General features: G+C 72.0%; 21 protein-coding genes. 3 read left to right on the forward strand and 18 right to left on the reverse strand.

The genetic code is table 11. The features are described from left to right. Positions 1–18: 18 nt before the first annotated feature. The 6 genes from RF640_RS02690 to RF640_RS02715 form a co-directional block, all read right to left on the reverse strand. A complete protein-coding gene (locus RF640_RS02690) occupies positions 19–1,119 on the reverse strand; it encodes an NADH:flavin oxidoreductase (RefSeq protein ID WP_095650180.1) in 1,101 nt (366 codons plus the stop codon). Positions 1,120–1,178: 59 nt separating this feature from the next. Continuing rightward, the gene (locus RF640_RS02695; protein ID WP_035923581.1) at positions 1,179–1,499 is read right to left on the reverse strand and encodes a hypothetical protein; all 321 of its coding nucleotides are present in this window, start codon (positions 1,497–1,499) and stop codon (positions 1,179–1,181) included. A gap of 62 nt (positions 1,500–1,561) precedes the next feature. Then, positions 1,562–2,314: an SDR family NAD(P)-dependent oxidoreductase gene (locus RF640_RS02700; protein ID WP_035923584.1), complete on the reverse strand. Its 753-nt coding sequence runs from the start codon at positions 2,312–2,314 to the stop codon at positions 1,562–1,564. 20 nt (positions 2,315–2,334) lie between these two features. Beyond that, positions 2,335–4,344, reverse strand: coding sequence for an SDR family oxidoreductase (locus RF640_RS02705; protein ID WP_368826441.1), 2,010 nt, complete (start codon positions 4,342–4,344; stop codon positions 2,335–2,337). A gap of 134 nt (positions 4,345–4,478) precedes the next feature. After that, positions 4,479–5,366, reverse strand: coding sequence for a polysaccharide deacetylase (locus RF640_RS02710; RefSeq protein ID WP_095650177.1), 888 nt, complete (start codon positions 5,364–5,366; stop codon positions 4,479–4,481). 46 nt (positions 5,367–5,412) lie between these two features. After that, positions 5,413–6,381, reverse strand: coding sequence for an asparaginase (locus RF640_RS02715; protein ID WP_368826443.1), 969 nt, complete (start codon positions 6,379–6,381; stop codon positions 5,413–5,415). A gap of 185 nt (positions 6,382–6,566) precedes the next feature. Here RF640_RS02715 and RF640_RS02720 point away from each other — a divergent pair, with 185 nt between their 5' ends. After that, positions 6,567–7,568 carry a LacI family DNA-binding transcriptional regulator gene (locus RF640_RS02720; protein WP_368826445.1) on the forward strand — a complete coding sequence of 334 codons (1,002 nt, stop codon included), beginning with the start codon at positions 6,567–6,569 and terminating at the stop codon, positions 7,566–7,568. A gap of 68 nt (positions 7,569–7,636) precedes the next feature. Here RF640_RS02720 and RF640_RS02725 read toward each other — a convergent pair whose 3' ends face one another. From RF640_RS02725 to RF640_RS02775, 11 genes are all read right to left on the reverse strand, one after another. Continuing rightward, complete coding sequence (locus RF640_RS02725) at positions 7,637–9,121, reverse strand: aldehyde dehydrogenase (RefSeq protein ID WP_368826447.1); 1,485 nt, start codon at positions 9,119–9,121, stop codon at positions 7,637–7,639. After that, positions 9,118–9,765, reverse strand: coding sequence for an HD domain-containing protein (locus RF640_RS02730; RefSeq protein ID WP_368826449.1), 648 nt, complete (start codon positions 9,763–9,765; stop codon positions 9,118–9,120). The genes RF640_RS02725 and RF640_RS02730 overlap by 4 nt, the downstream gene beginning before the upstream one ends. 5 nt (positions 9,766–9,770) lie before the next feature. Then, positions 9,771–11,063: an NAD(P)/FAD-dependent oxidoreductase gene (locus RF640_RS02735; protein ID WP_368826451.1), complete on the reverse strand. Its 1,293-nt coding sequence runs from the start codon at positions 11,061–11,063 to the stop codon at positions 9,771–9,773. A 2-nt stretch (positions 11,064–11,065) separates the two neighbouring features. Continuing rightward, positions 11,066–11,386 (reverse strand): 2Fe-2S iron-sulfur cluster-binding protein, encoded by a 321-nt coding sequence (locus tag RF640_RS02740; RefSeq protein ID WP_368826453.1) that lies wholly within the window; start codon positions 11,384–11,386, stop codon positions 11,066–11,068. 43 nt (positions 11,387–11,429) lie between these two features. Continuing rightward, entirely contained in the window at positions 11,430–12,227 is a 798-nt protein-coding gene (locus RF640_RS02745; RefSeq protein ID WP_368826455.1) for an SDR family NAD(P)-dependent oxidoreductase, read from the reverse strand. Beyond that, positions 12,224–15,193: a PEP/pyruvate-binding domain-containing protein gene (locus RF640_RS02750; RefSeq protein ID WP_368826457.1), complete on the reverse strand. Its 2,970-nt coding sequence runs from the start codon at positions 15,191–15,193 to the stop codon at positions 12,224–12,226. The genes RF640_RS02745 and RF640_RS02750 overlap by 4 nt, the downstream gene beginning before the upstream one ends. Positions 15,194–15,196: 3 nt before the next feature. Continuing rightward, positions 15,197–16,468: a cytochrome P450 gene (locus RF640_RS02755; protein WP_368826459.1), complete on the reverse strand. Its 1,272-nt coding sequence runs from the start codon at positions 16,466–16,468 to the stop codon at positions 15,197–15,199. A gap of 131 nt (positions 16,469–16,599) precedes the next feature. Further along, positions 16,600–17,406 carry an IclR family transcriptional regulator gene (locus tag RF640_RS02760; RefSeq protein ID WP_368826460.1) on the reverse strand — a complete coding sequence of 269 codons (807 nt, stop codon included), beginning with the start codon at positions 17,404–17,406 and terminating at the stop codon, positions 16,600–16,602. 24 nt (positions 17,407–17,430) lie between these two features. Then, on the reverse strand, positions 17,431–18,117 hold the full coding sequence (locus tag RF640_RS02765) for an HD domain-containing protein (protein WP_368826462.1): 687 nt from the start codon (positions 18,115–18,117) through the stop codon (positions 17,431–17,433). A gap of 382 nt (positions 18,118–18,499) precedes the next feature. Then, complete coding sequence (locus RF640_RS02770; RefSeq protein WP_368826464.1) at positions 18,500–19,858, reverse strand: permease prefix domain 1-containing protein; 1,359 nt, start codon at positions 19,856–19,858, stop codon at positions 18,500–18,502. Further along, positions 19,849–20,211, reverse strand: a complete 363-nt coding sequence (locus RF640_RS02775; protein WP_133409767.1) for a PadR family transcriptional regulator — start codon at positions 20,209–20,211, stop codon at positions 19,849–19,851. Before RF640_RS02775 ends, RF640_RS02770 begins: the two co-directional genes overlap by 10 nt. A gap of 170 nt (positions 20,212–20,381) precedes the next feature. Between RF640_RS02775 and RF640_RS02780 the strand changes: the two genes are divergently transcribed. Then, the gene (locus RF640_RS02780; protein WP_368826466.1) at positions 20,382–20,945 is read left to right on the forward strand and encodes a GIY-YIG nuclease family protein; all 564 of its coding nucleotides are present in this window, start codon (positions 20,382–20,384) and stop codon (positions 20,943–20,945) included. Positions 20,946–21,016: 71 nt separating this feature from the next. After that, the gene (locus tag RF640_RS02785; RefSeq protein WP_368826468.1) at positions 21,017–21,838 is read left to right on the forward strand and encodes a hypothetical protein; all 822 of its coding nucleotides are present in this window, start codon (positions 21,017–21,019) and stop codon (positions 21,836–21,838) included. A gap of 66 nt (positions 21,839–21,904) precedes the next feature. Here the strand turns inward: RF640_RS02785 and RF640_RS02790 are convergent, their stop codons facing one another. After that, entirely contained in the window at positions 21,905–23,713 is a 1,809-nt protein-coding gene (locus RF640_RS02790) for a flavin-containing monooxygenase (RefSeq protein ID WP_368826469.1), read from the reverse strand. Between the last annotated feature and the right edge of the window lie 118 nt (positions 23,714–23,831).

A 23,831-nucleotide genomic window follows, 5' to 3' on the forward strand; every position in this document is an offset into this window, starting at 1 on the left:
CCGCCGCGGTGCGTCCGCTCAGGAGAGTTCCAGCTCCCAGTCCTTGACGTCGGCCAGGGGCGCGAGCAGGCTGCCGTCGAGCTCGGCGAGCGGCCGGCCCCCGCGCACCCGCTGCGGCCAGTCCCGGTTGGCCAGCGCCGCCTTGCCCAGGGCGACCACGTCGGCCGTGCCGTCCGCCAGCATGGACACGGCCGTCTCCGGGTCGTCCAGGTGCCCGTTGGCGATCACCGGCAGACCCGAGTGCTGCTTGGCCAGCGCCGCGAGCGAGGGCCCCTCGTCGCCGAACGCCGGGGCGGTCGCCCGGTACTCGGTGGTGTGGACGAAGTCGATCCCGGTGGCGCCCAGGGTCGAGAAGATCACCTCCGCCTCGTCGGGCCCGCCGCTCCACCGGTGGTCGTGGTCGCTGACCTTGGCCTGGGAGATGCGGATGCCCACCGCCAGGTCCGGCCCCACGGCGTCGCGCACGGCCCGGCAGACCTCGGCGGCGAACCGCACCCGGTTCTCCGGCGAACCGCCGTACTCGTCGGTCCGGAGGTTGAGGTAGTCGGTGAGGAACTGGTCGAGCAGGTACCCGTTGGCGCCGTGGATCTCGACGCCGTCGAAACCGGCGTCGCGGGCGCGCAGCGCGGCGTCCACGAACGCCTGCCGGACCTCCGCCATCTGCTCCGCCGTGATCTCCGCGGGCACGGGGTACGGGCCCTCACCGCGGTAGAAGCCCAGCTGCTCGCCCTTGGGGGCCACCGCGGAGGGGCCGATCGTGGAGTCGACGAACCGGTTGCCCTGGGCCTGGGACCCCGCGTGCATGAGCTGGGCGAAGATCTTCGCGCCGGCGGCGTGGACGGCGCCGACCACCTCGGCCCACGCCCGGGCCTGGTCGTCGGTGGCGATCCCGGGCTGGTACAGGTAGCCCTGCCCGTGGGCGGCGTCGGGGTAGATCCCCTCGGTGATCAGCAGCCCGAAGCCGCCGCGGGCGAAGGCCTCGTAGTAGGAGACCATGCGCTCGGTGGCGTGGCCCTCCTCCGTGGCGCTGATCCGGGTCATCGGAGCCAGCGCCACGCGGTTCTCCAGTGCGGCGGGACCGATCTGCAGGGGGGACCAGAGGGGGTCGAGATCCGGCATGTGCATCTCCTTCGACAGTCGTTCAGGGGTTGTTCGGTCGGTGGGTGCCTCTGACAGCCTCACACGGTGTCGGCGCTGAGGAGAAGCGCCCGCACGAGCCGCCCCGCGTCCATGGGCGGGGCGCTGTGGGTCCCGGCGGCGAGGATCCGCTCGAACTCCGCGCCGCCGTCGTCCGGCAGGGCGCGCCGGTCGACCAGGTGCTGGTCGACCAGGGCGTCGGCCAGCGTCTCGACGTCGGGGAAGACCTGCTGGGCGCCCGTCCGGGAGCCCAGCACCCACCGGTCGCCGAGCACGGTTATCCTCGCGCGGCGCCCCACGCTGCGCCGCAGCTCCGCGAGGACGGCCTGCTTCATCCCGTTGAGGTTGATGTAGGCGGTCACCTTCGAGACCGCACGCCCGCCGGGGCATCCTGCGCACATCGTGACATCTCCTCCCGGGCCGGCTACGGCATCACGTCGCCGCTGTTGGGGCCCAGCGTCTGGCCGGTGTAGAGGTCGCCGCCGGGCGAGGAGGCCAGCAGCAGCGCGGTGGGCGCCACCTCGTGGGCCTGGCCGAAGCGGCCGATGGGCAGCTCGGCCTGCTTGGCGGCCTTCCACTCCTCGGACAGTCCCTCGATCAGCGGTGTCACGACCGGACCGGGCGCGATCGAGTTGACGAGGATGCGGTGCTCGGCGAGCTCCAGCGCCATGGCCTTCGTCATGCCGATCACCCCGGCCTTGGCCGCCACGTAGTGCGTCAGGCCGGTGCCGCCCTTGATGCCCAGCTGGGAGGCGATGTTGATGATCCGCCCGCCGCCGCGCTCCACCATGTGGGGCGCGGCCCAGCGCGCGGCCAGGAAGACGCCCTTGAGGTCCACGGCCAGGACCTTGTCGAACGTCGCCTCGGTCATCTCCAGCAGCGGCGTCTCGTCGAGGATGCCGGCGGCGCTGACGAGGACGTCGATCCCGCCGAGCTCCTCGACGACCCGTGCCATCGCCTGCTGCACCGCCTCGCCGTCGGTGACGTCCACGGCGATCGCCGTGGTGCGCCCGCCGAAGCTGCCGCTCTCCTCCGCGACGGCCGCCGCGTGCTGCTCGTCGCGGTCCAGCACGGCCACGTCCGCGCCCTCCCGGGCGAAGAGCAGGGCGATCGCCGCGCCGATGCCGCTGCCGCCGCCGGTGACGACGGCGACCTTTCCGGTCAGTTGCTGTTCCATGTCTGCCTTTCCTGGTGGGCTCAGCTCGGCCAGCGGACGGTGAGCCCGCCGTCGACGATCAGCTGCTGACCTGTGACGTAGGCCGAGTCGTCGCCGGTGAGGAAGCGGATGGTGCGCGCGGCCTCGTCGACGTTGCCCACGCGGCCCCACGGGATGATCGAGCCCGCGGCGTCGAGGCCCTCGCGGCCCAGCGAGTTCACCGGGTCCAGGGACTGGGGGCTCTCGATCAGCCCCGGGATGACGGCGTTGACCCGGATCTTCCGGGGGGCGAGCTCCACGGCCAGCGAGCGGCACAGGCCGATGAGCCCGGACTTCGCCGCCGCGTAGTGGCTGTGCTCCTCCCACCCGTAGACGCCGCCGGCGATCGACGACGTCGCCACCATCGCCCCGCCGTGGGTCATCCGCGTGCTGCAGGAGCGGAAGACGCGCATCACCCCGGAGAGGTCGACGGCCATCATGTCGTCCCACGCCTGGTCGGTCATGTCCGCGAGCGCGGCACGGCGCAGGATGCCGGCCGCGGCCACCGAGATGTCCAGCCGGCCGAACTCGTCGAGCGCGGCCTGGGCGAGCTTCTCGGTGTCCTCGAAGCTGCGCACGTCCATGGGGACGGCCGTGCAGCGCCCGCCCGCGGCCTCCACGGCGCGGACGGTGTCCGTCGCGTCGTGGGGGTCCGAGGGGAGGTAGCCGATGACGCTGTGGGTCCCGGCCCGGGCGTAGGCCACCGCCAGCGCCCGGCCGATCCCGCTGCCGCCGCCGGAGATGACGGCGACCTTTCCCTCGAGTCCGTCGTCGCGGTTCATGCGATCACCGTGGTCTTCAGGTGGGCGTCCTTCAGGGTGCGGGTCCCGGCCATGCACAGCGCCGAGAGGATCAGCCCGCCGGAGCCGGTGATGATCGCCGCCGTGGCCGTGTCCACCCCTGCGGTCAGCAGGATGGTGAGCAGCCCGGAGCCGGCGATGCCGCCGAGCGGCGCCATCACGTGGGCCACGTTCGCCCCCCATGCCGCGCACCTGGGGCGGGAAGGACTCGCCCATGTAGAACAGCAGCGCCGCGTACGGTCCGGTGAGGAAGAACAGCGTCATGGCGTACAGCGGGATGATGTAGCCGGAGGTGCCCGGGCCCAGCAGCATCGCCAGGCTGACGATGCCGCCGGCGATCCAGCCGAGGACCACGGTCGGCTTGCGGCCGATCTTGTCGCCCAGCCAGCCGTGGAACACGTAGCCCACGAAGCCCACCGCGTTGGAGAGCACCAGGATGATGAGGGCGTTGTCGAAGGAGACGCCCTTGGCCTCGACCAGGATGGTGGTGCCCAGGACGGAGAACACCTGGATGCCGAACCAGTTGAAGAACCACGCCAGGGACAGGCAGGTCGTGTGCCGGCGCAGCTCCGGGGTGAAGACGTCCTTCACGCCGGTGGCGTGGTGGGCCGCCTCCTCGAGGTCGTGCTCGTCGGCCAGCGCGTGGGCACCGGCGGTGTCGCCGGCGGCCCGGCGCCGCCGGACCTCCTTCATCGCGGCGAAGGTCGGGGACTCCGGCAGGCGCAGGGCCAGGCCGACGACGATCAGGGACAGCACCGCGGCGACCACGAAGCTCCAGCGCCAGCCGATGAGCGGGAGCGTCAGGGCCGACAGCCCCGCGGAGACCAGCGCGCCGACCGGCCAGCCGCCCTGGACGAGCGAGTACATGAGGCCGCGGCTCTTGGCCTCCTTGTAGATCTCGTTGAGGTAGACCGCGTTGACGACCTCCTCGGACATGGAGAAGCCGGAGAAGGAGCGGATGATGACCAGGCTCGCGGCGCCGATGGCGGCGCCGGTGAGACCGGACGCCACGGCGCCGCCGAGCATGAGCACGATGAGCGCCTTCTTGCGGCCCATCTTGTCGATGATCGTGCCCACGGCCAGGGCCACGATGAACACGCCGATCGTGGCGTAGGTGTTGATCGCGGTGGACTCGGCCACCGACCAGCCGAAGTCCTCGGCGATCACGGGGAGCAGCGTGCCGAAGAGGGTGAAGTCGTAGACGGAGGCCACTCAGGCGATGAAGCAGACGATCGAGACCTGCTTGACCACCTTCGGGGTGATGGGCACGTTCCAGGGCTCGACGCCGGAGGGCGTCGGGTTCGAGCGCAGAGCGGACATGGCGGTGTTCCTTCGTGCCGGTGGGATCAGGCGGAGGTGCGGGGACTGCGGGCGGCGAAGTCGCGGGCGACGTCCTCCATGAACGCGAACTCCACGCCGTCGTGACCCTGGATGTGGTCGAAGAGGCGCTCGAGCATCAGCAGGTTCTGCGGGCGTCCGCAGACGTCGGGGTGGATCGTGAGGGGGAAGACCGCGTAGTCCATCTCGCGGTAGACCCAGTCGAACTGGTCCCTCCACAGCTGCTCGATGTCCCGCGGGGACACGAAGCCGTGGCTGTTCGGGCTGGACTTGATGAACATCATCGGCGGGAGGTCGTCCAGGTACCACGAGGCGGGGATCTCGATGAGGTCGGTCTCCTCGCCGCGCACCAGCGGTTTCATCCACTCCTGGGCCGAGGCCGCGTCGTAGTCGATCTTGGTCCAGGTGTCCCCGACCCGCACGTAGTACGGGGTGTGGTCGTCGTGCATGAGCGAGTGGTCGTAGAGGAAGCCGCGATCGAGCAGGATCTCGTTGGTCACCCCGGAGAACTCCCACCAGGGCGCCACGTAGCCGACGGGCTTCTTCCCGGAGCGCCGCTCGATGAGGTCGGTGCAGTAGTCGAGGATCTCGGTCTCCTGCTCGCGGGTCATCGCGATGGGGTTCTCGTGGCTGTAGCCGTGGACGCCGATCTCGTGACCGGCGGCGACGACCGCGTCGAACTCCTTCGGGAACGTCTCCACGGAGTGGCCGGGCCAGAACCAGGTGACGGGCATCTCGCGGCGCTGGGCGAGCTGGAGCAGCCGCGGCACGCCGACCTCGCCGGCGAAGAGGCCGCGGGAGATGTCGCCCGGGGAGTCCTCGCCGCCGTAGGAGCCGAGCCAGCCGCCGACGGCGTCGACGTCGATGCCGACGGACACGTAGATCTTCTTGGACATGATGTCTCCTCTGGTGGTGGGTGGTGTTCTAGAGGTGGGTGGTGTTCTAGAGGTGGGCGGTGAAGGCCCCGGGGAACTCGGCGGCCGAGGTCCCCAGGGAGAGCAGGAGGGCGGCGAGGACGCGCGCCTGGAGCGGGTTGAGGTCCCCGGAGGGGACGGCGCCGGCCGCCACGAGGTCGATGCCCCCGCCGTTGCCGTAGAGCGGGACGACGGGTCCCCACGGGGCACGGGTGCTGAGCACCACGGCGCAGCCGGCCCCGGCCGCACGGGCCACCGACTCCGCGAAGCCGGGGCCCGCGTTGCCGACGCCCGATCCGGCGAGGACCACGGCCTGCGCGCCGGAGCGCACGGCGAAGTCGAAGAGGTCCGGGGTGGCGCCGGTGTGGGCCGTGATGATCTCGACCCTGGTGCTGTCGAAGGCCGCCGGCGGCAGCGGCAGCGGCTCCCGGCGGACCGGCCTGGCCGTGACGACGAGCTCGGACCCGGCCATGTGCGCCACCTCGGCGCCGCCCTGGAAGGCGCTGCTCGCGGTGGTGTGCGCCTTCCGGGCGCCGCGGGCGGAGCGGACCGTCCCGTCGAAGGAGATCAGCGCGCCGCTGCCCCGCAGCTCGGGCGAGGCGGCGGCCAGCACCGCCTCCTCGACGTTGCGGGGGCCGTCCGGGGCCGGGCTGTCGGCCGGCTGCTGGGCGCCGGTGAGCACCACGCTCTTCGGGGAGCCGTGCACCAGGTCCAGCAGGAACGCCGTCTCCTCCAGGGTGTCGGTCCCGTGGGTGACCACCACGCCGTCGTTGGCCGGATCGGCCAGCGCGTCCCGGGCCGCCTCGGCGATCGCCCGCAGCTCTCCCAGGGTGAGCCGGTAGCTGCCCGTGGTGAGGACGTCCCGGGCGGAGACGGTGAGCTCGCCGTACCGGTTCCGGGACAGGTCGGCCGCCGTGTCCGTGGCCACGGAGCCCGTGGACCCGCCGCCCCGGGACGCGATGGTGCCCCCCGTGCCGAGCAGCTGGATGTGTGGCACGTGCCGCCTCCCTTCCGTGGGGTCGTCCCGCTCCGCGGGAGCGTCAACGATCTATGCAAACGAATGCCGCAATCGATTGCGTACGATGTTGGGATCGACCATAGAGCGCCTCTAGAGTGATGCGCAACACATTCACGAGAATTTAACGTCCGTTACTGTGTGGAAACAGCCGCGAGGAGGTGGACATGGGCGCACGACCGGCGGTCACGCTGAAGGCCCTGGCGGCCGAGCTGGGCCTCAATCCCTCCACGGTCTCCCGGGTGCTCAACGACCCCAAGGGCCTCGGCTCCAAGTGGGCCTCGCCGGACACCACGGAGCGGATCTTCGCGCTCGCGGAGGAGCGCGGCTACCGCAAGAACCCCTACGCCGCGTCGCTGCGCACGGCCAAGTCGCACATGATCGGGGTCGTCGTGCCCCGCCTGCAGGACTACGTCCTGGCCACGATGTACGAGGGCATCGACGAGGCCGCCTCCGAGCACGGCTACTTCACCGTGGTCTCCAACTCCCTGGACGACCCCGCGGCCCACCGCGCCAAGGGGGAGAAGCTGCTGGACCGCCGTGCCGACGGCCTGATCTTCGGCGACGCCCTGTTCGAGGACCCCTTCCTGGACGAGCTCGCCGAGCGCGGCGTGGCCTTCACGCTGGTGAGCCGACGGTCCCCGGGGCACCGGTCCGTGACCTGCGACGACTACGCCGGAGGACGCATGGTCGCGGAGCACCTCGTCGCGTCCGGCCGGAGGACCTTCGGGCTCATCGCGGGCAATCCGCGGGCCTCGACGTCGATCGACCGCTGCGCCGGCTTCCTGGACGCGCTCGCCGGGCACGGCCTCGGGGTGGACCCGGAGCGCGTGGTCCCCGGCGGCTTCGACGCCCCGGCCGGCAGCGCGGCCGCCGCCCGGATCCTGGCCGCCGGGCCGCTGCCCGAGGCGGTGTTCGCGGTCAACGACTTCGCGGCGATCGGCGCGCTCGGCGTGTTCGCCCGGGAGGGGATCACGGTCCCGGAGGACCTGGCCCTCGTCGGGTTCAACGACACGCCGCTGGCCGGCAGCGTGGGGCTCACCACCGTGCGCTCCCCCATGCACAGCATCGGCCGGCAGGGCTTCGAGATGCTGATGGACGTTCTCGACGGCCGGGACGTGGAGAGCGTCCGGCTCCCCCCGGAGCTCGTCGTGCGCACGAGCGCCTGAGCGCCGGACGCCCCCACCGCAGGACCGGAGGACCAGCACGCCGTCGGGCGCGGCGGTGCCCCAGCCCGTCAGCTGACTCTGCGGTGCACCGACTGCGGGCTCAGGTAGGCACTGAGGCCTTCGACGCCGAACTCCACGCCCAGGCCGGAGTCCCCGCGCCCGCCGAAGGGCGCGGCGTGGTTGGAGGCGAAGAAGTTGAGGCCCGCGGACCCCGTGTTCATCCGCCGCGCCACCTGGAGGGCGTGCTCCTCGTCGGCGGAGAAGACGATGCCGCCCAGACCGAACGGCGTGTTGTTGGCGAGGTCGACCGCCTCGTCCACGTCCCGGTACTTCAGGACGGTGATGACCGGTCCGAAGATCTCCTCCCGGGCCACGGTCATGTCCGGGGTGACGTCGGCCAGCACGGTGGGCCGCACGAAGAACCCGGTGCCCTCGGCGGGACCGCCGCCGGTCACCACGCGGGCGCCCTCCCGGCGGGCCGTGTCCAGGTAGCCCAGGACGATGTCGTACTGGCCTCGGTTGGCCATCGGCCCGAAGACCGTGGTCTCCCGCAGCGGGTCGCCCTGCTCGGCCGCGGCGATCGTCCGCCCCACCATCTCGACCACCTCCTCGTAGCGGCTCTCGGGGGCGAGAATGCGGGTGGAGATGTAGCAGGTCTGCCCGGTGTTGCGCAGGCAGGAGCGGATCAGCACGGAGGACATGTGCTCGAGGTCGGCGTCCGGCAGCACGATCGCGGAGGACTTCCCGCCCAGCTCCAGGGTCACCGGCTTGAGCTGCTCGCCGCAGGCGGCGGCGATCTTCCGCCCCACGGGGGTGGAGCCGGTGAAGGCGACCTTGCGCACGAGCGGGTGGCGGACCAGCTGGTCGCCCATCCGGCCGTTGCCGGTGACGAGGTTGACGACGCCGGCGGGCACGCCGGCCGCGGCGAGCGCGTCCACGACGAACCGCACGGACAGCGGCGTGGGCGAGGCCGGCTTGATCACCACGGTGCACCCGGCGAGCAGGGCGGGGGCGAGCTTGGCCACGACCAGGTTGATCGGGAAGTTCCACGGGGCGATGAGCGCGCACACCCCGACCGGGTCCCGGTACACCCGGGTCTGGCCGGCCCCGTTGGGGAACGGGCGCACGTCCTCCCGCTCCAGCCAGGGCGCCAGGCTCGCGAAGTAGCGGAAGATCCCGGCGGCGTTGGCCGCGGCCCCGAGCGTCTCGGAGATCGGGGAGCCGTTCTCGCGGGTGTTGGTGAGGGCCATCGGCTCGCGGCGGGCCTCGATCTCGTCGGCGGCCCGCAGCAGGACCGCGGCGCGCTCCGCGGGGCTCAGCCCCGCCCAGCCGGCGAAGGCGCGGTCCGCGGCGGTCACGGCACGGTCGAGGTCCTCCGCGGTGGCGTTGGGCACGGACGCCCAGACCTGCTCGGTGGTGGGGTCCACGACGTCGTTGCGCTGCTCGCCGGTCGAGCGGACGTAGGCGCCGTCGATGAAGTGGTCGTCGACGTGGGCGTAGGGCAGTGCCGGTTCCGCGCGGGTGCCGGGCACGGTGGTGCCGGTGGTGGTCATCGCAGGACGCTCGCTTTCAGGAGGGCTCGGGAGCGGGCCAGGTCGGCCTCGGCCATGAGGCGGGCGGCCGAGGTCTGCAGCTCGGGGACGATCTCGGCCTCGAGCCGGTCCATGTAGGCCGAGGGGGTCATCTTGAACCAGTGGTGCGCCAGGGCGATCCCGGTGTGGTCGAAGCGCCACAGCCGGTCGGCGTCCCGCACGAGCGAGTCCTCCAGGGACCGCGGCTCGGGCCGGGTGTCGTGGCCGTCGATGATGGCGGTCACCCGGGCGACGAACGCCTCGTCGTAGCCCAGCTCCGGGAGGACCTCCTCGGCGATCAGGCATCCCTGGCGCTCGTGCTCGTAGCGGATGTCGGCCTTGCGCCAGTCCCCGGAGAAGCCCTCGGAGAGGATCCGCTCCTCGTCCACCCGGCCCCAGCCGGTGTCGTGGAGCAGGATTGCCACCCGGACCACGAGCGCGTCCGCCTCGGGGTGGACCGCGCACAGCCGCTCGGCGTAGGCCAGCGAGATGGGCAGGTGGATGTCGTTGTTGCGGGCGCGGGTCTCGGGAACGACCCGCGCCCAGATCGGGTCGAGGTCGGTGGCCGTCGAGGGTGTCGTGCTGATGGGCGAGGTGTCGACCGCCAGGGCGGTGTCGATGGGCATGGGGGTCAGCTCCTGGGAGTCGAGGGGAGGGGTTCGGGGGCGTCGGCAACGGCCATCTCCTTGAGCCGCCGGTCCGTGTCGGTGGCGTCCTCGGCCGGGACGGTCAGGCCCTTGGTGAGGGCGGCCTTCACGTCCAGGAAGTCCACACCGCTGTTGACGCAGTCGGCGGCGATCAGCCGGCCGTCACGGTAGTAGAGCACGCACAGCTTCCCGTCGGTCCCGTCGCGGCGGACCACGGTGCGGTCGTGGCCGACGGACAGCCCGGCGATCTGCAGCTTGTGCGCGCCCTGGTTGGACCAGAACCAGGGGACGGAGCGGTACTCCTCGCGGCGGCCGGTGAGCGAGTACGCGGCGACCTTGGCGTGCTCCACCGCGTTGTTGACGCTCTCCAGGCGCAGCCGTTCGTCGGCGGGGGCGCCGGGGGTCGGGTTGGGCATGTTGGCGCAGTCGCCGATGGCCACCGTGTGCCCGTCGGAGGCCAGGGCGTACTCGTCCACGCGGATCCCGTTCTCGCACACCAGACCCATCGTCTCGGCGAGCTCGGTGTTGGGCACCACGCCGATGCCGACCAGCACGATGTCGGCAGGGACCACGGTGCCGTCGCCCAGCTCGACACCCGTGACGTGTCCGTCCGCACCGACGACCCGGGACAGCTGCACGCCGAGCCGCACGTCGATGCCCGCCGCGCGGTGGGCCTCGAGGAAGAACCGGGAGGTCTCCTCCCCCACCGCGCGGCCGATGAGCCGCGGGCCGACCTCCAGGACCGTGACCTGCTTGCCCATGGCGTGGGCGCTCGCGGCGGCCTCCAGGCCGATGAACCCGCCGCCGATGACCACGAGGCGCTCGGCGGAGGGCATCCTCGCCTTGAGCCCCAGGGCGTCGTCGGCGTTGCGCAGGTAGAGCACCCCGTCCAGCTCGGTGCCCTCGAGGTCGAGCCGGCGGGCGCGGGCGCCGACGGTCAGCGCGAGCCGGTCGAAGGGGAACTCGGCGCCGGTGCTGGAGCGGGCGGTCCCGGAGCCGTCCGGGTTCTTCTCGATCCGCTCGATCCGTTCGCCCTGGACCAGACGGATCCCGTGGTCCTCCCAGTACTGGCGGGCCCGGAAGATCAGCTTCTCCTTGTCGACCTTGTCCTGCAGGAAGTCCTTGGACAGGGCCGGGCGCTGGTAGGGGCGGTGGTCCTCGTCGCCGAGCAGGGTGATGGGGTCCTCGTATCCGAGGGCCCGGAGGGACCCGGCGAGGGCGACACCGGACTGGCTGGCGCCGATGATGAGCAGCCCGTGGTTCTGGTCGTGAGCCATGGTCACACCTGCGTCTCGGGGGTCGTCACGTGCAGGTCGGTCTCCTCGGTGACGGGGAGCTGGCAGGACAGGCGGGAGTTCTCCCGGCGGTCCTCGGTGGTGCCGTAGAGCATCTCGTCCTCCATGTCCTCCAGCGGGGGCAGCTGCCCGAGGTCCTGCTCGTCGACGAAGACGTGGCAGGTGGCGCAGGACAGGGATCCGCCGCACTCGGCGACGATGCCGGGCACGCCGTTGCGCACGGCGGTCTCCATCACGGAGTCGCCGGCGGTGGCGTCGACGACGCGCTGGGCGCCCTCGTGGTCGGTGAAGGTGACAGTGGGCATGGGTTCGGCCTTTCGGTGGCGCCGGCGGGAGCCGGCGCGGTGGTCAGATGAACTGCCGGCCGCCGTCGACCACGAGGGTCTGGCCGGTGATGTAGTCGCTGTCCTGGCCCGCGAGGAACAGGGCCGCCCCGACGATGTCCTGCGGCTCGCTGGCCCGCTTGAGGGCGCCGCGGTCCACGCCGTACGTGGCGGCATCGGGCATCAGCCCGTAGCTGGCCTCGGTGAGGGTGAAGCCGGGGGCGACGGCGTTGACGGTGATCCCGCGCCGGCCGAGCTCCTTGGCCATGACCCGGGTCAGCCCGATGACCCCGCTCTTGGAGGCCACGTAGTGCAGCCAGTTCTCGGAGCCGCTGTAGACGGTCGCCGAGGACAGGTTGATCACGCTGGAGCCCTCCCCGAGGTAGGGGCTGCAGGCGCGGGCGCACAGCCAGGGCCCCTTGAGGTTGACCCCCATCACGAGGTCCCACTCGGCCGGGTCGATCTCCTCCAGCGGCGAGCGCGTCACCGTCGCGTAGATCGCGGCGTTGTTGACCAGCACGTCGATCCGGCCGCCGCCGAAGGCCGCGGCCTCCCGGGCCATGGCCTCGGTCGACTCCGGCGAGGTGACGTCCACGGTCACCGCCAGGGCGCGGCGGCCCTCGGCCTCGACGAGCCGGGCCGTCTCCGCGGCGCCCTCGGCGTTGACGTCGGCGACGACGACGTCGTGACCGCGGCCCGCGAAGCCGAGCGCGAAGGCCCGGCCGAGCCCGCCGGCCCCGCCCGTGACCACCACGGTGGGCGCGGAGCCGTCGGCGCGGGGGCCGGCGGCGCCGGGCGCGGGGGTCTCGGGGGACGGGCTCACGACGCCGCCTCCAGCACGGTCTCCGGCCGGGTCTCCGGCCGGGTCTCCTCGATGCCGTCGACGGGTCCGGCCTCCTCCGCGCTCTGCTCGAGGACGGTCACGACGCCCTTGGTGCCGTCGACCCGCAGCCGCTGCCCGGTCCGGATCTCGAGCGAGGCCGAGCCGGCGCCGGTCACCGCCGGCAGCCCGTACTCCCGGCACACGATGGCCGCGTGGGACATCATGCCGCCGATGTCGGTGACGGTGGCCCTGATCTTGCCGAACACCGGGCCCCAGGACGGGGAGGTGTTGGGGGCCACGAGGATCTCCCCGTCCCGCAGGGAGCCCAGCTCGTCGGCGGAGGTGACCACGCGGGCGATGCCCTCGACGACCCCCGGGGACGCGGCCATGCCGGTGAACACGCCCTCGGGCTGCTCGTCCTGGCCCAGCCACTGGGCGACCTGGTCGGTGGTGATGCCGTAGAGCATCGTGGTGAAGGGCTCGGTGATGAACTCCGGCGGGGTGTTGAAGGCCGGGGCCGCCCGGTGCGCCTTGAGCGCGTCGACGATCTGCGCCCGGCGCGGGATCTCGGCGCCCCAGTAGGCGGGCCCGATCGGCTGCTTGGCGCCGATGCCCCACGCGTTGACGAGGTCGAACAGCACCGCGCGGACCTCCTCCCGGCTGAGGTACAGGATGTCGGCGGGGTCCTGCCAGAACCCGGCGTCGACGAACAGCGCGGACAGCTCGCGCACCTTACGCCAGAACGTGCCCATGCCCCAGTGCTCGATGTAGAAGTTGTGGTTCTCCACGTAGGGGTACGCCGTGCGGGCCAGCGCGATCTTCTCGTCGAAGGCCTCCTGCTGCTCGGTCCCGAGCATGTCCCGGTACTCGCGGATGATCCGCTCGCGCTCGGCCACGAGCTCGTCCGTCGGCCGGATCAGCTGAGCGCCGTCCTTGGCGCGGCGGATGTAGTCCGCGATGAAGGTCAGCGGGATGTCCATGTGGTCGATCCAGTAGCGGTCGTGGCCGTAGAAGCCGTTGCCCACGGTGAAGTTGAACCAGGGGTCCTTGGACTCCTCGAGCTGCGCCAGCCACTGCTCGCCGCCGTCGGCCGCCTCGATCCGCGCCAGCGTGCCGTCGGCGTCCTCGGGGGAGTCGAAGATGTCCTCGAGGCCGAGGTCCAGGGCCAGCAGGGCCAGCTTCTTGAGCTCGTCGTCGGGGCGGAACAGCTCCATGTCCTCGCCCTGGACCATGGTGGCGACGTTCTGGTCCGGGATGTTGGGGAAGACCTCCTTGCAGAAGCCGAAGAAGTCCAGGTAGGCGATGTAGCCGAGGTTGAGGAACTCGAAGTGGTACTGCCAGAGCTGGTAGGCGAGGTCGATCAGCCGGTCGTAGGAGCGGAACAGCTCCTCGGAGCCGTCCTTGCCCCTGCCGGAGACGACGTCCTCGAGCGGCACCATCTGCGGCAGCGGCCGGAACTCGAGCTGGTCCATCTCGCCGATGGTGTCCTTGACCTTGACGTACCACTGCTCCAGCAGGGAGTCCCAGTTGCGGTAGTAGTGGCCGGCGCGCTCCTCGAAGTGGGCCGCGCGCTCGGCGACCTCCTCCTCGGGCACCGCGATGGGGCTCATGTAGAGGTAGCCCTGGTGGATGCGGTAGTCGATGCCGTTGGCGGTGGGGATCAGCAGGTGCCGGGAGTTGTACTCGCCCAGCTGTCGGATCGCGAACTCGCACCCGATCGTCTCGAAGGGCTTGAGCACCACGGGCCACTGCTGGGAGTTCTGGAACCAGAACTCCTCGCCGTCCTGGTCCTTGAGGGCCTCCTGGAAGACGAGGTAGTAGGGGTAGAGCTGCTCCCAGCCCTCGGCCCCGTCCGGGGTCTGCACGCTGAAGGGGCTGGGGAAGGACCTGACCGCGACGTCGTCGGCGGCGCCGACCCGCTCGGCCACGACACCGAGACCCGGCTTCCCCGCCGCCTGCGCGGTCTCCGCGGGGGTGCTCGAGTGGACGGTCTCGGGACGGGACTGCAGCAGCAGCAGGTTCTCCCCGGCCGGCAGGTCCCGGTCGAAGGCCCACTCGATGTCCTGGGGGCAGCCGTAGTGCTGCTCGGCGCGCTTGGCCATCTCCGCGACCTGCCACAGCTGGTCGTCGGTGAGGCAGCGGCGGGCGCGCCGCTCGGCGTCGACCTCCACCTCGATGAGGGAGCCGCTGGCGGCGTCGGGGACGAGCTCCGCGTGCTTGTCGCCGATGTGCTCGGTGACCACCGCGAAGGTGACCTTGTCGAGCTGCAGGTTGTCGGGGGTGACCTGCCCGGAGACGACCATCTCGCCCACGCCCCAGGAGGCGTCGATGGTGATCTTCGAGCGGTCCCCGGTGGAGGGGTCGAGCGTCATGGCGACGCCGGCGGTCTCGGCGCTGACCATCTTCTGCACGGCCACGGCCATGGACAGCCCGTCCTCCGGGATGCCGTTGCGCAGCCGGTAGAGGATGGCCCGGGCGGTGTAGAGGGACGCCCAGCACTTGCGGATGTGCTCGAGCACCGACTGCCGGTCGGTCAGCCACAGGTAGGTGTCCGCGGCGCCGGCGAAGGACGCCTCGGGCAGGTCCTCGGCGGTCGCGGAGGAGCGCACGGCCAGCGGCGCGGGCTGCTCGAAGCGCGCCTGCAGCGCCTCGTAGGCGTCGATGGTCTGCTGCCGCTGGTCCTCCGGCACCGGGCGGGAGCAGATCTCCTCGCGGATCCGGGCGGAGACCTCCTCGACGTGCGCGACGTCGTCGGGGTCGATCCCGTCGAGCAGCCGCCGGATGTCGTCCTTGATCCCGGCGGACTCGAGGAACGCGTCGTAGAGGTCCGTGGTCACGGCGAAGCCCGGGGGCACCGGCATGCCGGCGGCCGTCATGGACACGAGGGAGGCGCACTTGCCGCCCAGGCGCTCGAGGCGCGGCTCGGTGCCGCCGTCGAAGAATTCGATGTATCGCGTGTTCTGCACGGTTCAGGACTCCCAGGTGACGGGCACCGCGACGGGTGCTCGGAAGGACAGGTTCTCGCCGAAGGTGATGGCGTCCGGCTCGCTGAGCCGCAGGTGGGGCGCGATCCGCAGGGTCTCCTCGACCGTGATGCGGGTCTGGAGCTTGGCGAGCATGTTGCCGAGGCAGTAGTGGATGCCGTAGCCGAAGGCCAGGTGCTCGCGGGAGTTCGGCCGGTCGATGTCGAACTCCTCGCCGTTCTCGAAGACGGCCTCGTCCCGGTTGGCGGAGCCCATGACCAGCAGCAGCTGCCCGCCCTCGGGGATCGTCACGCCGCCGACCTCGGCCTCGCGCAGGGCCTTGCGGCGCCACGCGACGATCGAGGGGCTGGTGCGCAGCACCTCCTCCACGGCGGAGGGGATCTTCTTGGGCTCCTCCAGGAGCCGCTGCCACTGCTCGGGGTGGGCCAGCAGCATGCGCAGGGTGTTGGAGATCAGCGTCGTCGTCGTCTCGTGGCCGGCGAACAGGAGGCTGTAGCACACGGAGGCGATCTCGTGGTCGGAGATCTCGCCGCCGGCCTCCTGGGCCTTCACGAGGTCGGCCACCAGGTGGTCGCCGCCCTCCCGGTGGGCCTTCTCCACGAGGCTCAGGCACTTCTGCCAGTACTCCACGAGGTGGTGGGCGTGCGGGACCTGCTCCTCGTCGGAGAGGTCCCCCCAGGTCATGGCGCCGCGGGAGTCCGACCAGCGCTTGAACTTCTCGATCTGGTCGATGTCCTCGCCGAAGAGCGTCAGGATCGTGATGGTCGGCACGTCGTAGGCCAGGTCCCGGACGAGGTCCCCGGTGCGGTCCTCGCGCTCGAGCATCCGCTCCAGCAGGCGGGCCACGTTGTCGCGGATGAACGGCTCGAGGCTCTTGTAGCGGCGCGGGGTGAACGCCTTCTGCACGATGGCCCGGATCCGGGTGTGCTCCGGCGGCACGCGGGCGGAGAGGCCCGAGTAGGCGGTGAACCCGCCCTCCTCCATGATCCGCCTGGCCTCGGCGCCGCGTTCGCGCACCGGGGCCTGGGCGTTCTCGGAGCTGAAGGTCTCCCAGTCCCCGAACACGGCCTTGACGTCCTCGTAGCGGGTCACCACCCAGTAGCCGATCCGCTCGTCGTACATCACCGGCTCCTCGGCCCGGAGGTTCCGGTAGGCCGGGAAGGGGTCGTTCTGCTGGAAGGGCTCGTAGCCGTGGTGGGCCACGGGGCACCCGCCGGCGGCGGCCGTCGTGGGCGTCTGGTCCTGTGCGGTGGTCATCGCTGCTCCTTCGGGACAGGCAGTGCGGTTGATCCCCAGCATGTCCCGTGAGCCGGGTCACACCTATGCCGCTCATCCACTGAGTGGATATCGTCCGCCTACGGTCCCGCCCGTCGGAGCATCGCCCCGGGTCAGGGGCGGACGCCGCCCCTCGGGTCGGCGACCCGCCGGATGGTGTTCAGGGGCACGTGCGCGGTGGCGGCCTCGATCTGCCGGGCCACGCCCCGCAGCGTGGGCAGGTGACGGCTCATGGTGGCGGCCTGGTTGGAGGCCATGACCAGCCCCAGGGCCGCCCCCACCCTGCCTTCCCGGTGGAACACGGGCACGGCGATGGAGCACGCCCCGAGCCGGACCTCCTCCGCGGTCACGGCCCAGCCCCGCTCCCGCACAGCCTCGAGCTCCTCGGCCAGCCGCCCGGGCGCCACGTGGGTGTGCGGGGTGACCGCCGCCAGGTCCTGCTGCAGGTAGGCGTCGCGCACCCAGTCCTCCTCGTGGGCCAGCAGCACCTTGCCCACGGCGGTGGCGTGCAGCGGCAGGCGCCCGCCCACCCGGGAGGCCCGCGGCACCCGCTTGGAGCTGTAGGCGCGATCGATGTAGAGCGCGTCAGTGCCGTCCCGCACCGCGACCTGCGCGGTCTCGCGGGTCAGGGAGTAGAGGTCCAGGACGAAGGGCCGGGCGATCTCCCGCAGCTGCCGGCCCGCGTTCTGCCCCAGCTCCCACAGGCGCATGCCGATCTGGTAGCGGCCGTTGGCGTCGCGACTCAGCGCCCCCCACTCGACGAGCTCCGCGAGCAGCCGGTGCACGGTGGACTGCGGGAGGCCGGTGAGCTCCACGATCTGGCGCTGCGTCAGAGCCCGACGGTCGTTCTCGAAGGCCTCCAGGACGGACAGCGCCTTGGAGAGCACCGAGCGCCCGGGCTCGCTGGACCCGCCGGCCATGCGCGTCTCCTTTGCGCCGGGCGCTCAGGACAGGGCGAGGCGCTCCGGCTCGTCGTCGATCGAGGCGACGGCGGCGAAGCCCGCCGCCATGATCCGCCCCGCATCGGTGAAGAGGTGGTCATGCACACGGTAGCCGCAGAGCCGGTGGGCCTGCTCGTGGCTGAGCCCGAACCAGCCCATCACCGTGGTGATCCCGTGCGGGGTGAGACGCCAGATCTTGTCGGCGTCCTTGACCACCGCGTCCGAGGCGGAGAGCGCCTCGCGGCGCGAGTCGTGGCCGTCGATGATCGCGGTGATCTGCCGGGTCAGCGCAGGGTCATAGCCGACGCCCTCGAGGATCTCGGCGGCGATCCGCGCCCCCTCGATCTCGTGCGTGCGCACCAGGTCCGGCCGGCCGCCGCCCGGGGCGATCGCCGAGAGGACGAGCTCCCGCGGGACCTGGGACCAGCCGGTGTCGTGCAGCAGGATGGCCGGCAGCACCACCTCCGGGTCCGCCTCGGGGACCAGGGGCAGCAGCTGCCGGGCGATGCCGTAGGCATAGAGGCTGTGGACGTCGTTGTTCCGCACGTCCAGACAGGCCTTGGCCGCGGCCCAGATCCGACGCTCCCCGTCGGAGAGACCGAAGACACCGGCGACCTCGGAGGCGGGCGGGATCTTCGCCGCGACGTCGTGCGCGGGGGCAGGCTGCTGCGGTCGGGTCACGGAGTCCATGGCCCCATCGAAGACGACGACGGCGCGCCCGCCAAGCCCGGCGGTCCACTGAGTGGATGCGCTGAACGCGCGGGGCGGATCTCCGGGGCAAGTCGGCGCAACTGTGGACAGAATGCGAATCGATCAGGTAATAAGCCAGTGCTAGTGTTGATGCATCACGCAGGTGATCAGCCGGGGGGCTGAGCCGCCGCGTGAGGATCGCGTCGGAACGACCGGCCGCAAGGCCGCCGGCACGACGACGATCATGATGCCGCCGTCCTGGTGGCAGCGGGCCTCGGACCAACTGGTCAGTCGTCGGGGGGCGACTCCCCTGCCACCGGGACGCGCAGGCCCCCCTCCGCCCGCGGCAGCCGCTCCACGGCGCGAGCGCGGAGCCCGCCGCTCAGGCGAAGGCGAAGACCAGCGGGAACACCACCACCACGATCGCGGCCCACACGCCGTAGACCGGCAGGTAGCGCGTCTGCCAGCGCTCGAGCTCCGCGAACGGACGGCGTCCCCGCAGGCACCCGGCGCTCAGCCACCCCGCCCGGAGCAGGTGCACCAGCAGCAGCAGGTTCAGCCCGAGCGCGGCGATCTTGTTGGGACTGGAGCCGAACTCGGCGATCCGGGTCAGCATCGCGGTCAGCATCACCGCGTCCACCGCCAGCGCCGCGACGACGAGCACCAGCTGCAGGCCGTCGAAGATACCGGGCGGCTCGAGCGGGTCCCGGGCGGAGATCGAGTAGAGCAGCAGCGCCAGGACCAGCACGAGGATCGCGTCCATCAGGATCAGCAGCCCGCGGTCGACGTCGACGAGCCCGCCGGCCGCCGTGAGCACCACCAGGAGGGCCAGCAGCATCAGGATCGTCAGGGGCGTGAAGACCCGCGTGAGGACCGGGGCGATGTTCTCGACGACGTTCTGCTTGGCCTCGACCAGCCACGCGGCCACCACGAGGGCCCCGGGCACGGCGAACGGCAGGATCCAGTCCTCCAGCACCGGCTCCAGGTCGATCCCGAGGACCTGGAGGGCCCCGAACGTGAGTCCGACCAGCACCGCCCCGCCCAGGGCCAGGAGCGTGTAGTAGATCAGGAGCTCGCCGGTGAAGCGGACGAAGTCCATCCGCCGGCTGTCGGAGCGCCACCTCCCGCCCGTGTAGGCGATCCCGGCCAGCAGCCACAGGACCACCGGCGCGTGCAGGACGGCGAGCAGCTCGGTGGACCCGCCGGGGACGAACGGATAGACGTTGAGCACCACCGCCAGCAGCGCGAACGGGACGAGCAGCCCCGCCACCACGCGCGCGGTGAGCCGGCGCTTCCACGCGAAGTAGCCGGCGAGGAAGGGCAGGACGAGCAGACCGAGGTTGCGCGCCAGCACCGCCTCGTCGCCGAGCCAGGCGGTGCCGGCCTTGACCGCCAGCCCGGCCCCGACCGCGAGCGCCAGGACGACGCCCAGCTCCCGCCACGGCGGTGCGCCGGCCTCCTCGGCGTCCTCCGGGAGGAGCACGAGCTGCTTCCACAGCCGCTCGGAGTGCTCGCGGGCGAACTCGTGCGAGACGGCGTCGAGATTGCCCATGCGCTTGATCGCGACGAGGAAGGCCTCGTCGTCGTCGAGCCCGGTGGCCCGCAGGTCCGCGACCTGTTCGCGCAGGTGGTCCTCGAGCTCGTCGACGTCGGCCGGGGAGATCGCCTGGCGGCGCTGGACCCAGCCGCGCCACCGCCCGATCTGGGCCTCCTGCTCCGCGTGCAGCTCCATCACGCCCACCGCTCGGTCGTGGCGGGCGGCTGCTGCGCGGCCTGCCACACCTGACGCAGCGCGTCGGCCACGACCGTCCACTGCTCCTGCCGGTCGGCGAGCGCGGCCCGGCCCGAGTCCGTGATCGCGTAGTGCTTGCGCCGGCGCCCGGCCTCGGACGTGCCCCACGAGGAGGACACGTGGCCGAGGCGTTCGAGCCGGTGGAGCAGCGGGTAGAGCATGCCGTCGGTCCACTGCATGGAGCCGCCGGAGAGCTCGCTGACGCGCTTGAGGATCGCGTAGCCGTACAGGTCGCCGTCCGCCAGGATCCCCAGCACGAGCGGGGTGGCCGAGGCGGCGACCAGGTCCTTGTCGATGCGCACTGCGCCTCCTGATACCTAGGTGTGCTACGCATTGAACCCTAGCAGCGCTAGGTATGCAAGCGCGGCGCCGGAAACAACGGCGCGAGTCGGGCGGGGTGGGCACCGCCGCGTCCTGCGCCTACAGTCGAAGCAGAGTTGCAGAAGAGAACGTCCCTGGGAGGTGGTGATCCATGAGCACGCAGCCCGGCCTCGCCGCGCTCCCGCTCAGCACGCCGCTGGCGGCGGAGGTCCGCCACGCCCGCGGCGTCTACGCCTGGTGGCTGGACACCGCCCGCTCCCCCACCCCGGAGGCGGCCGGGCTGCACCTGCCCGCGGTGCCACGGCTCCGCCACTCGTCAGGGAGGGCCGAGCTGCTCTACGTGGGCCGCGCCCGGCGCGACCTCCACCGGCGGATCACCGGCCAGCACCTGCGGCGCACCCGCTCCTCCGCGCTGCGACGCACGCTGCTCGCCGCCCTCCTGCCCGGGGACCCGTCCTGGCGGGACGGCGCCGCCGTGGACGGGCGGGGCCGCGTGGTCCTCGACGAGGCCCACGAGCAGCGGCTCACGGCGTGGATGCAGGAGCACCTGCTCCTCGGCTGGGCGGAGTGCGGGACGAAGGACGAGGTCGACGCCCTCGAGCAGCACTGGGTCGCCGCGAACCAGCCGGCGCTCAACACCGAGGGCACCGGCCACGGCCCGGAGCTGACCGAGCTCAAGCGGGTCTTCCGCGAGGGCCTGCCCCAGCGGTCCTGAGCTCCCGGGACCGCTGGGGCCGCGGCGGTAGAATGGGCGCCCAGCACGCACGTGGTCGTTCGGGAGCCGTCATGAACAACACCGGGAGCAGCAGCGGAGCCACCGTCTGGGTGGTGGCCCTGGTCGCCGCGGTGGTGCTCGTCGGCCTGTTCCGGTTCGTGCTCCTCGGCGGGGTGGCCCTGCTCGGCCTGGCCCTGGTCGGCCTGCTGGTCTGGCTCAGCGCCGGCGTCATCACGAGCCAGAACCGCGCGGCGCGGCAGACCGCGCCCGAGGACGACGACGCCGGGCCGCCGCTCGCCGGCCCGCAGACCGGGCGGACGTCGGTGGAGGAGGCCCGGGCGGCCGGGGCGTCCAACATGCGCACGGCCTGGATCTCGTGGCACCTCCGCTCCCTGCCCCCGCCGGAGGACTCCCGGGATCCCCGGCTCCTCACGGGCACCCTGTCCGTGGTGCCGCAGGCGGACTGGGACGTGGACCGGCTCCGCACGCACGGCCGGGCGCTGTGGTCCCTGCGCCGCAGCGCCCGGCGGCACGACCTGCTCGACCAGCTGCACGCCCGGCTGGACCGGGTGGTCGCCATGATCTCCGACCTGACCGACGCCGAGTTCGACACCGCCCTCGGCCAGGTCAACGACCAGTACCTCTACCACCCGGACCGGCAGGTCCGCGCCGCGTACCTGGAGGGCGGCGCGCTGGGCGTGGACCTCATCATGGACGCCGTGACCGCCGCCCGGGCCCAGGCCCGCGAGGACGCCGCCACGAGGGCCGCCGCGGAGGCCCTCGCCCAGCAGCGCACCGCCGCGCTCCGCGCCCTGCGGGAGACCCACCACCCCACCGCGGGCCGGGACGCCCGCACCGCCTGGGACGAACAGGCCCGGAAGCTCGAGGAGTGACCCGCCCGGCGGGGCGCCGGAACGGTCGATCCGTTCCGGCGCCCCGTCAACGCGGCCGGGCCGGCATCACCGGGGGTGGTGGGACTCCTCGAGCTCGAACACCGGGGTGGGCAGGCCCTCCATCCGGGCCTTGATCTGCAGGGCCAGGTACTTGGAGTAGTGCCTGCTCTGGTGCAGGTTCCCGCCGTGGATCCAGAGGTTCTCCACGTTGGTGGGCTTCCACATGTTCCGCAGCTCGCCCTCCCAGGGCCCAGGGTCCCGGGTGGTGTCGGAGCCGTAGCCCCAGCACTTGCCCACCCGGTCGGCGACCTCCGGGGAGATCAGGTCCGCGAGCCACTCGTTCATGGACCCGTAGCCGGTGGCGTGGACGACGAGGTCCGCCGGTAGCTCGGTCCCGTCGTCGAGGACCACCGCGTCCTCCGTGAGGTGGTCGACCTGGCCGGTGGCCAGCTGGACCCGTCCGTCGATGATCAGCTGCGAGGCGCCCACGTCGATGTAGTACCCGGAGCCCCGGCGCAGGTACTTCAGGAACAGCCCGGAGCCGTCCTCCCCGAAGTCGAGGTCGAAGCCGGCCGCCCCGAGCGCGTCGTAGAACTCCCGGTCCCGCTCGGCCATCGCCTCGAACGCGGGCCGCTGGACGTCCGGCAGGACCCGGTACGGCCAGGACGCGAACAGCATGTCCGCCTTCTCCGTGGTGATGCCGGCCTCCAGCGCCTCCTCGGAGTAGAGCGGCTTCAGGACCAGGTCCATGAGCGACTCGCTGCGGGAGATGTGGGTCGAGGAGCGCTGGACCATGGTGACCTCGGCCCCGTGCTCCCAGAGGTCCGCGCAGATGTCGTGGGCGGAGTTGTTGGAGCCGATCACCACGGCCCGCTTGCCCGCCCAGTCGTCGCCGCCGGCGTGGGCGGAGGAGTGGTGCTGCGCGCCCCGGAAGACGTCGGCGCCCCGGAAGTCAGGGATCCTCGGGTACCCGGAGACGCCCAGCGCGAAGACCAGCTGGGTGGGGTGCAGCACGACCTCCTCGCCGTCGCGGTCCACGACGACGGTCCAGGTCCCGGTCTGCTCGTCCCACTCGGCCGACCGGCACTCGGTCCTCGCCCAGTAGTTGAGCTCCATGATGTCGGCGTAGTGCATCAGCCAGTCGGCGACCTTGTCCTTGGCGGGGAACACCGGCCAGTCATCCGGGAACGGCAGGTAGGGCATGTGGTCGTACCAGACCGGGTCGTGCAGGTGCAGGGACTTGTAGCGGTTGCGCCAGGCGTCGCCGGCCTTCTCGTGCTTGTCCACCACGATCGTGGGGATGCCGAGACGCTGCAGCCGCGCGGCCAGGCCGATCCCGCCCTGACCGCCGCCGACCACGAGGCAGTACGGCTGCTCCGTCCGGCCGAGGGCCTCCTCCCGCGCCCGGCGCCGCTCCAGCCAGGTGGTGCGCTCCCGGGTGATCTCGTGGACCACCCCGCGGTCCCGACGCGGCCCCTTCTGCTCCTCGAAGCCGCGCAGGTCCTGCAGCGTGGTCAGCAGCGTCCACGCCTTCCCGTCGCGCAGCCGCAGGTAACCCCACCCGGAGCCGGCGGAGGTCTCGAAGCGCACCCAGCACTCCGTCACCCCGTCCGCCTCGGTGGGCTCGCCCTCGACCTCCCACCCGGAGGGCCGGACGTGCGGCAGGGTCTGGGCGAGCATCCGGCAGATCTGCTCGCGGCCCTCCAGCGTCTTCAGGTTCCAGGTGAAGGCCAGGAAGTCGCGCCAATAGCTCTCCTCGGCGAACAAGCCCGCCGCCGCGTCCGCGTTGCCGGCCGCGAGGGCGTCCTCCAGGGCGGCCAGCCAGGAGCGGGCGGTGTCCGTGCCGGCTCCCACGCCGGTGTCGATCGTGGTCATGGTTCCTCCTCGGTGTACGCCGGACGCCCAGTGGCATAGGGTCCGATGTGATGCGTGTCACCACTGTGGAGCCCAGGGGGTTTCCTCGGCGTTGCATCACGACGGACGCCGTGACGAA

The sequence above is a fragment of the Kocuria sp. CPCC 205231 genome (assembly GCF_040980965.1).
GTDB classification, from domain to species: Bacteria; Actinomycetota; Actinomycetes; order Actinomycetales; family Micrococcaceae; genus Kocuria; species Kocuria rosea.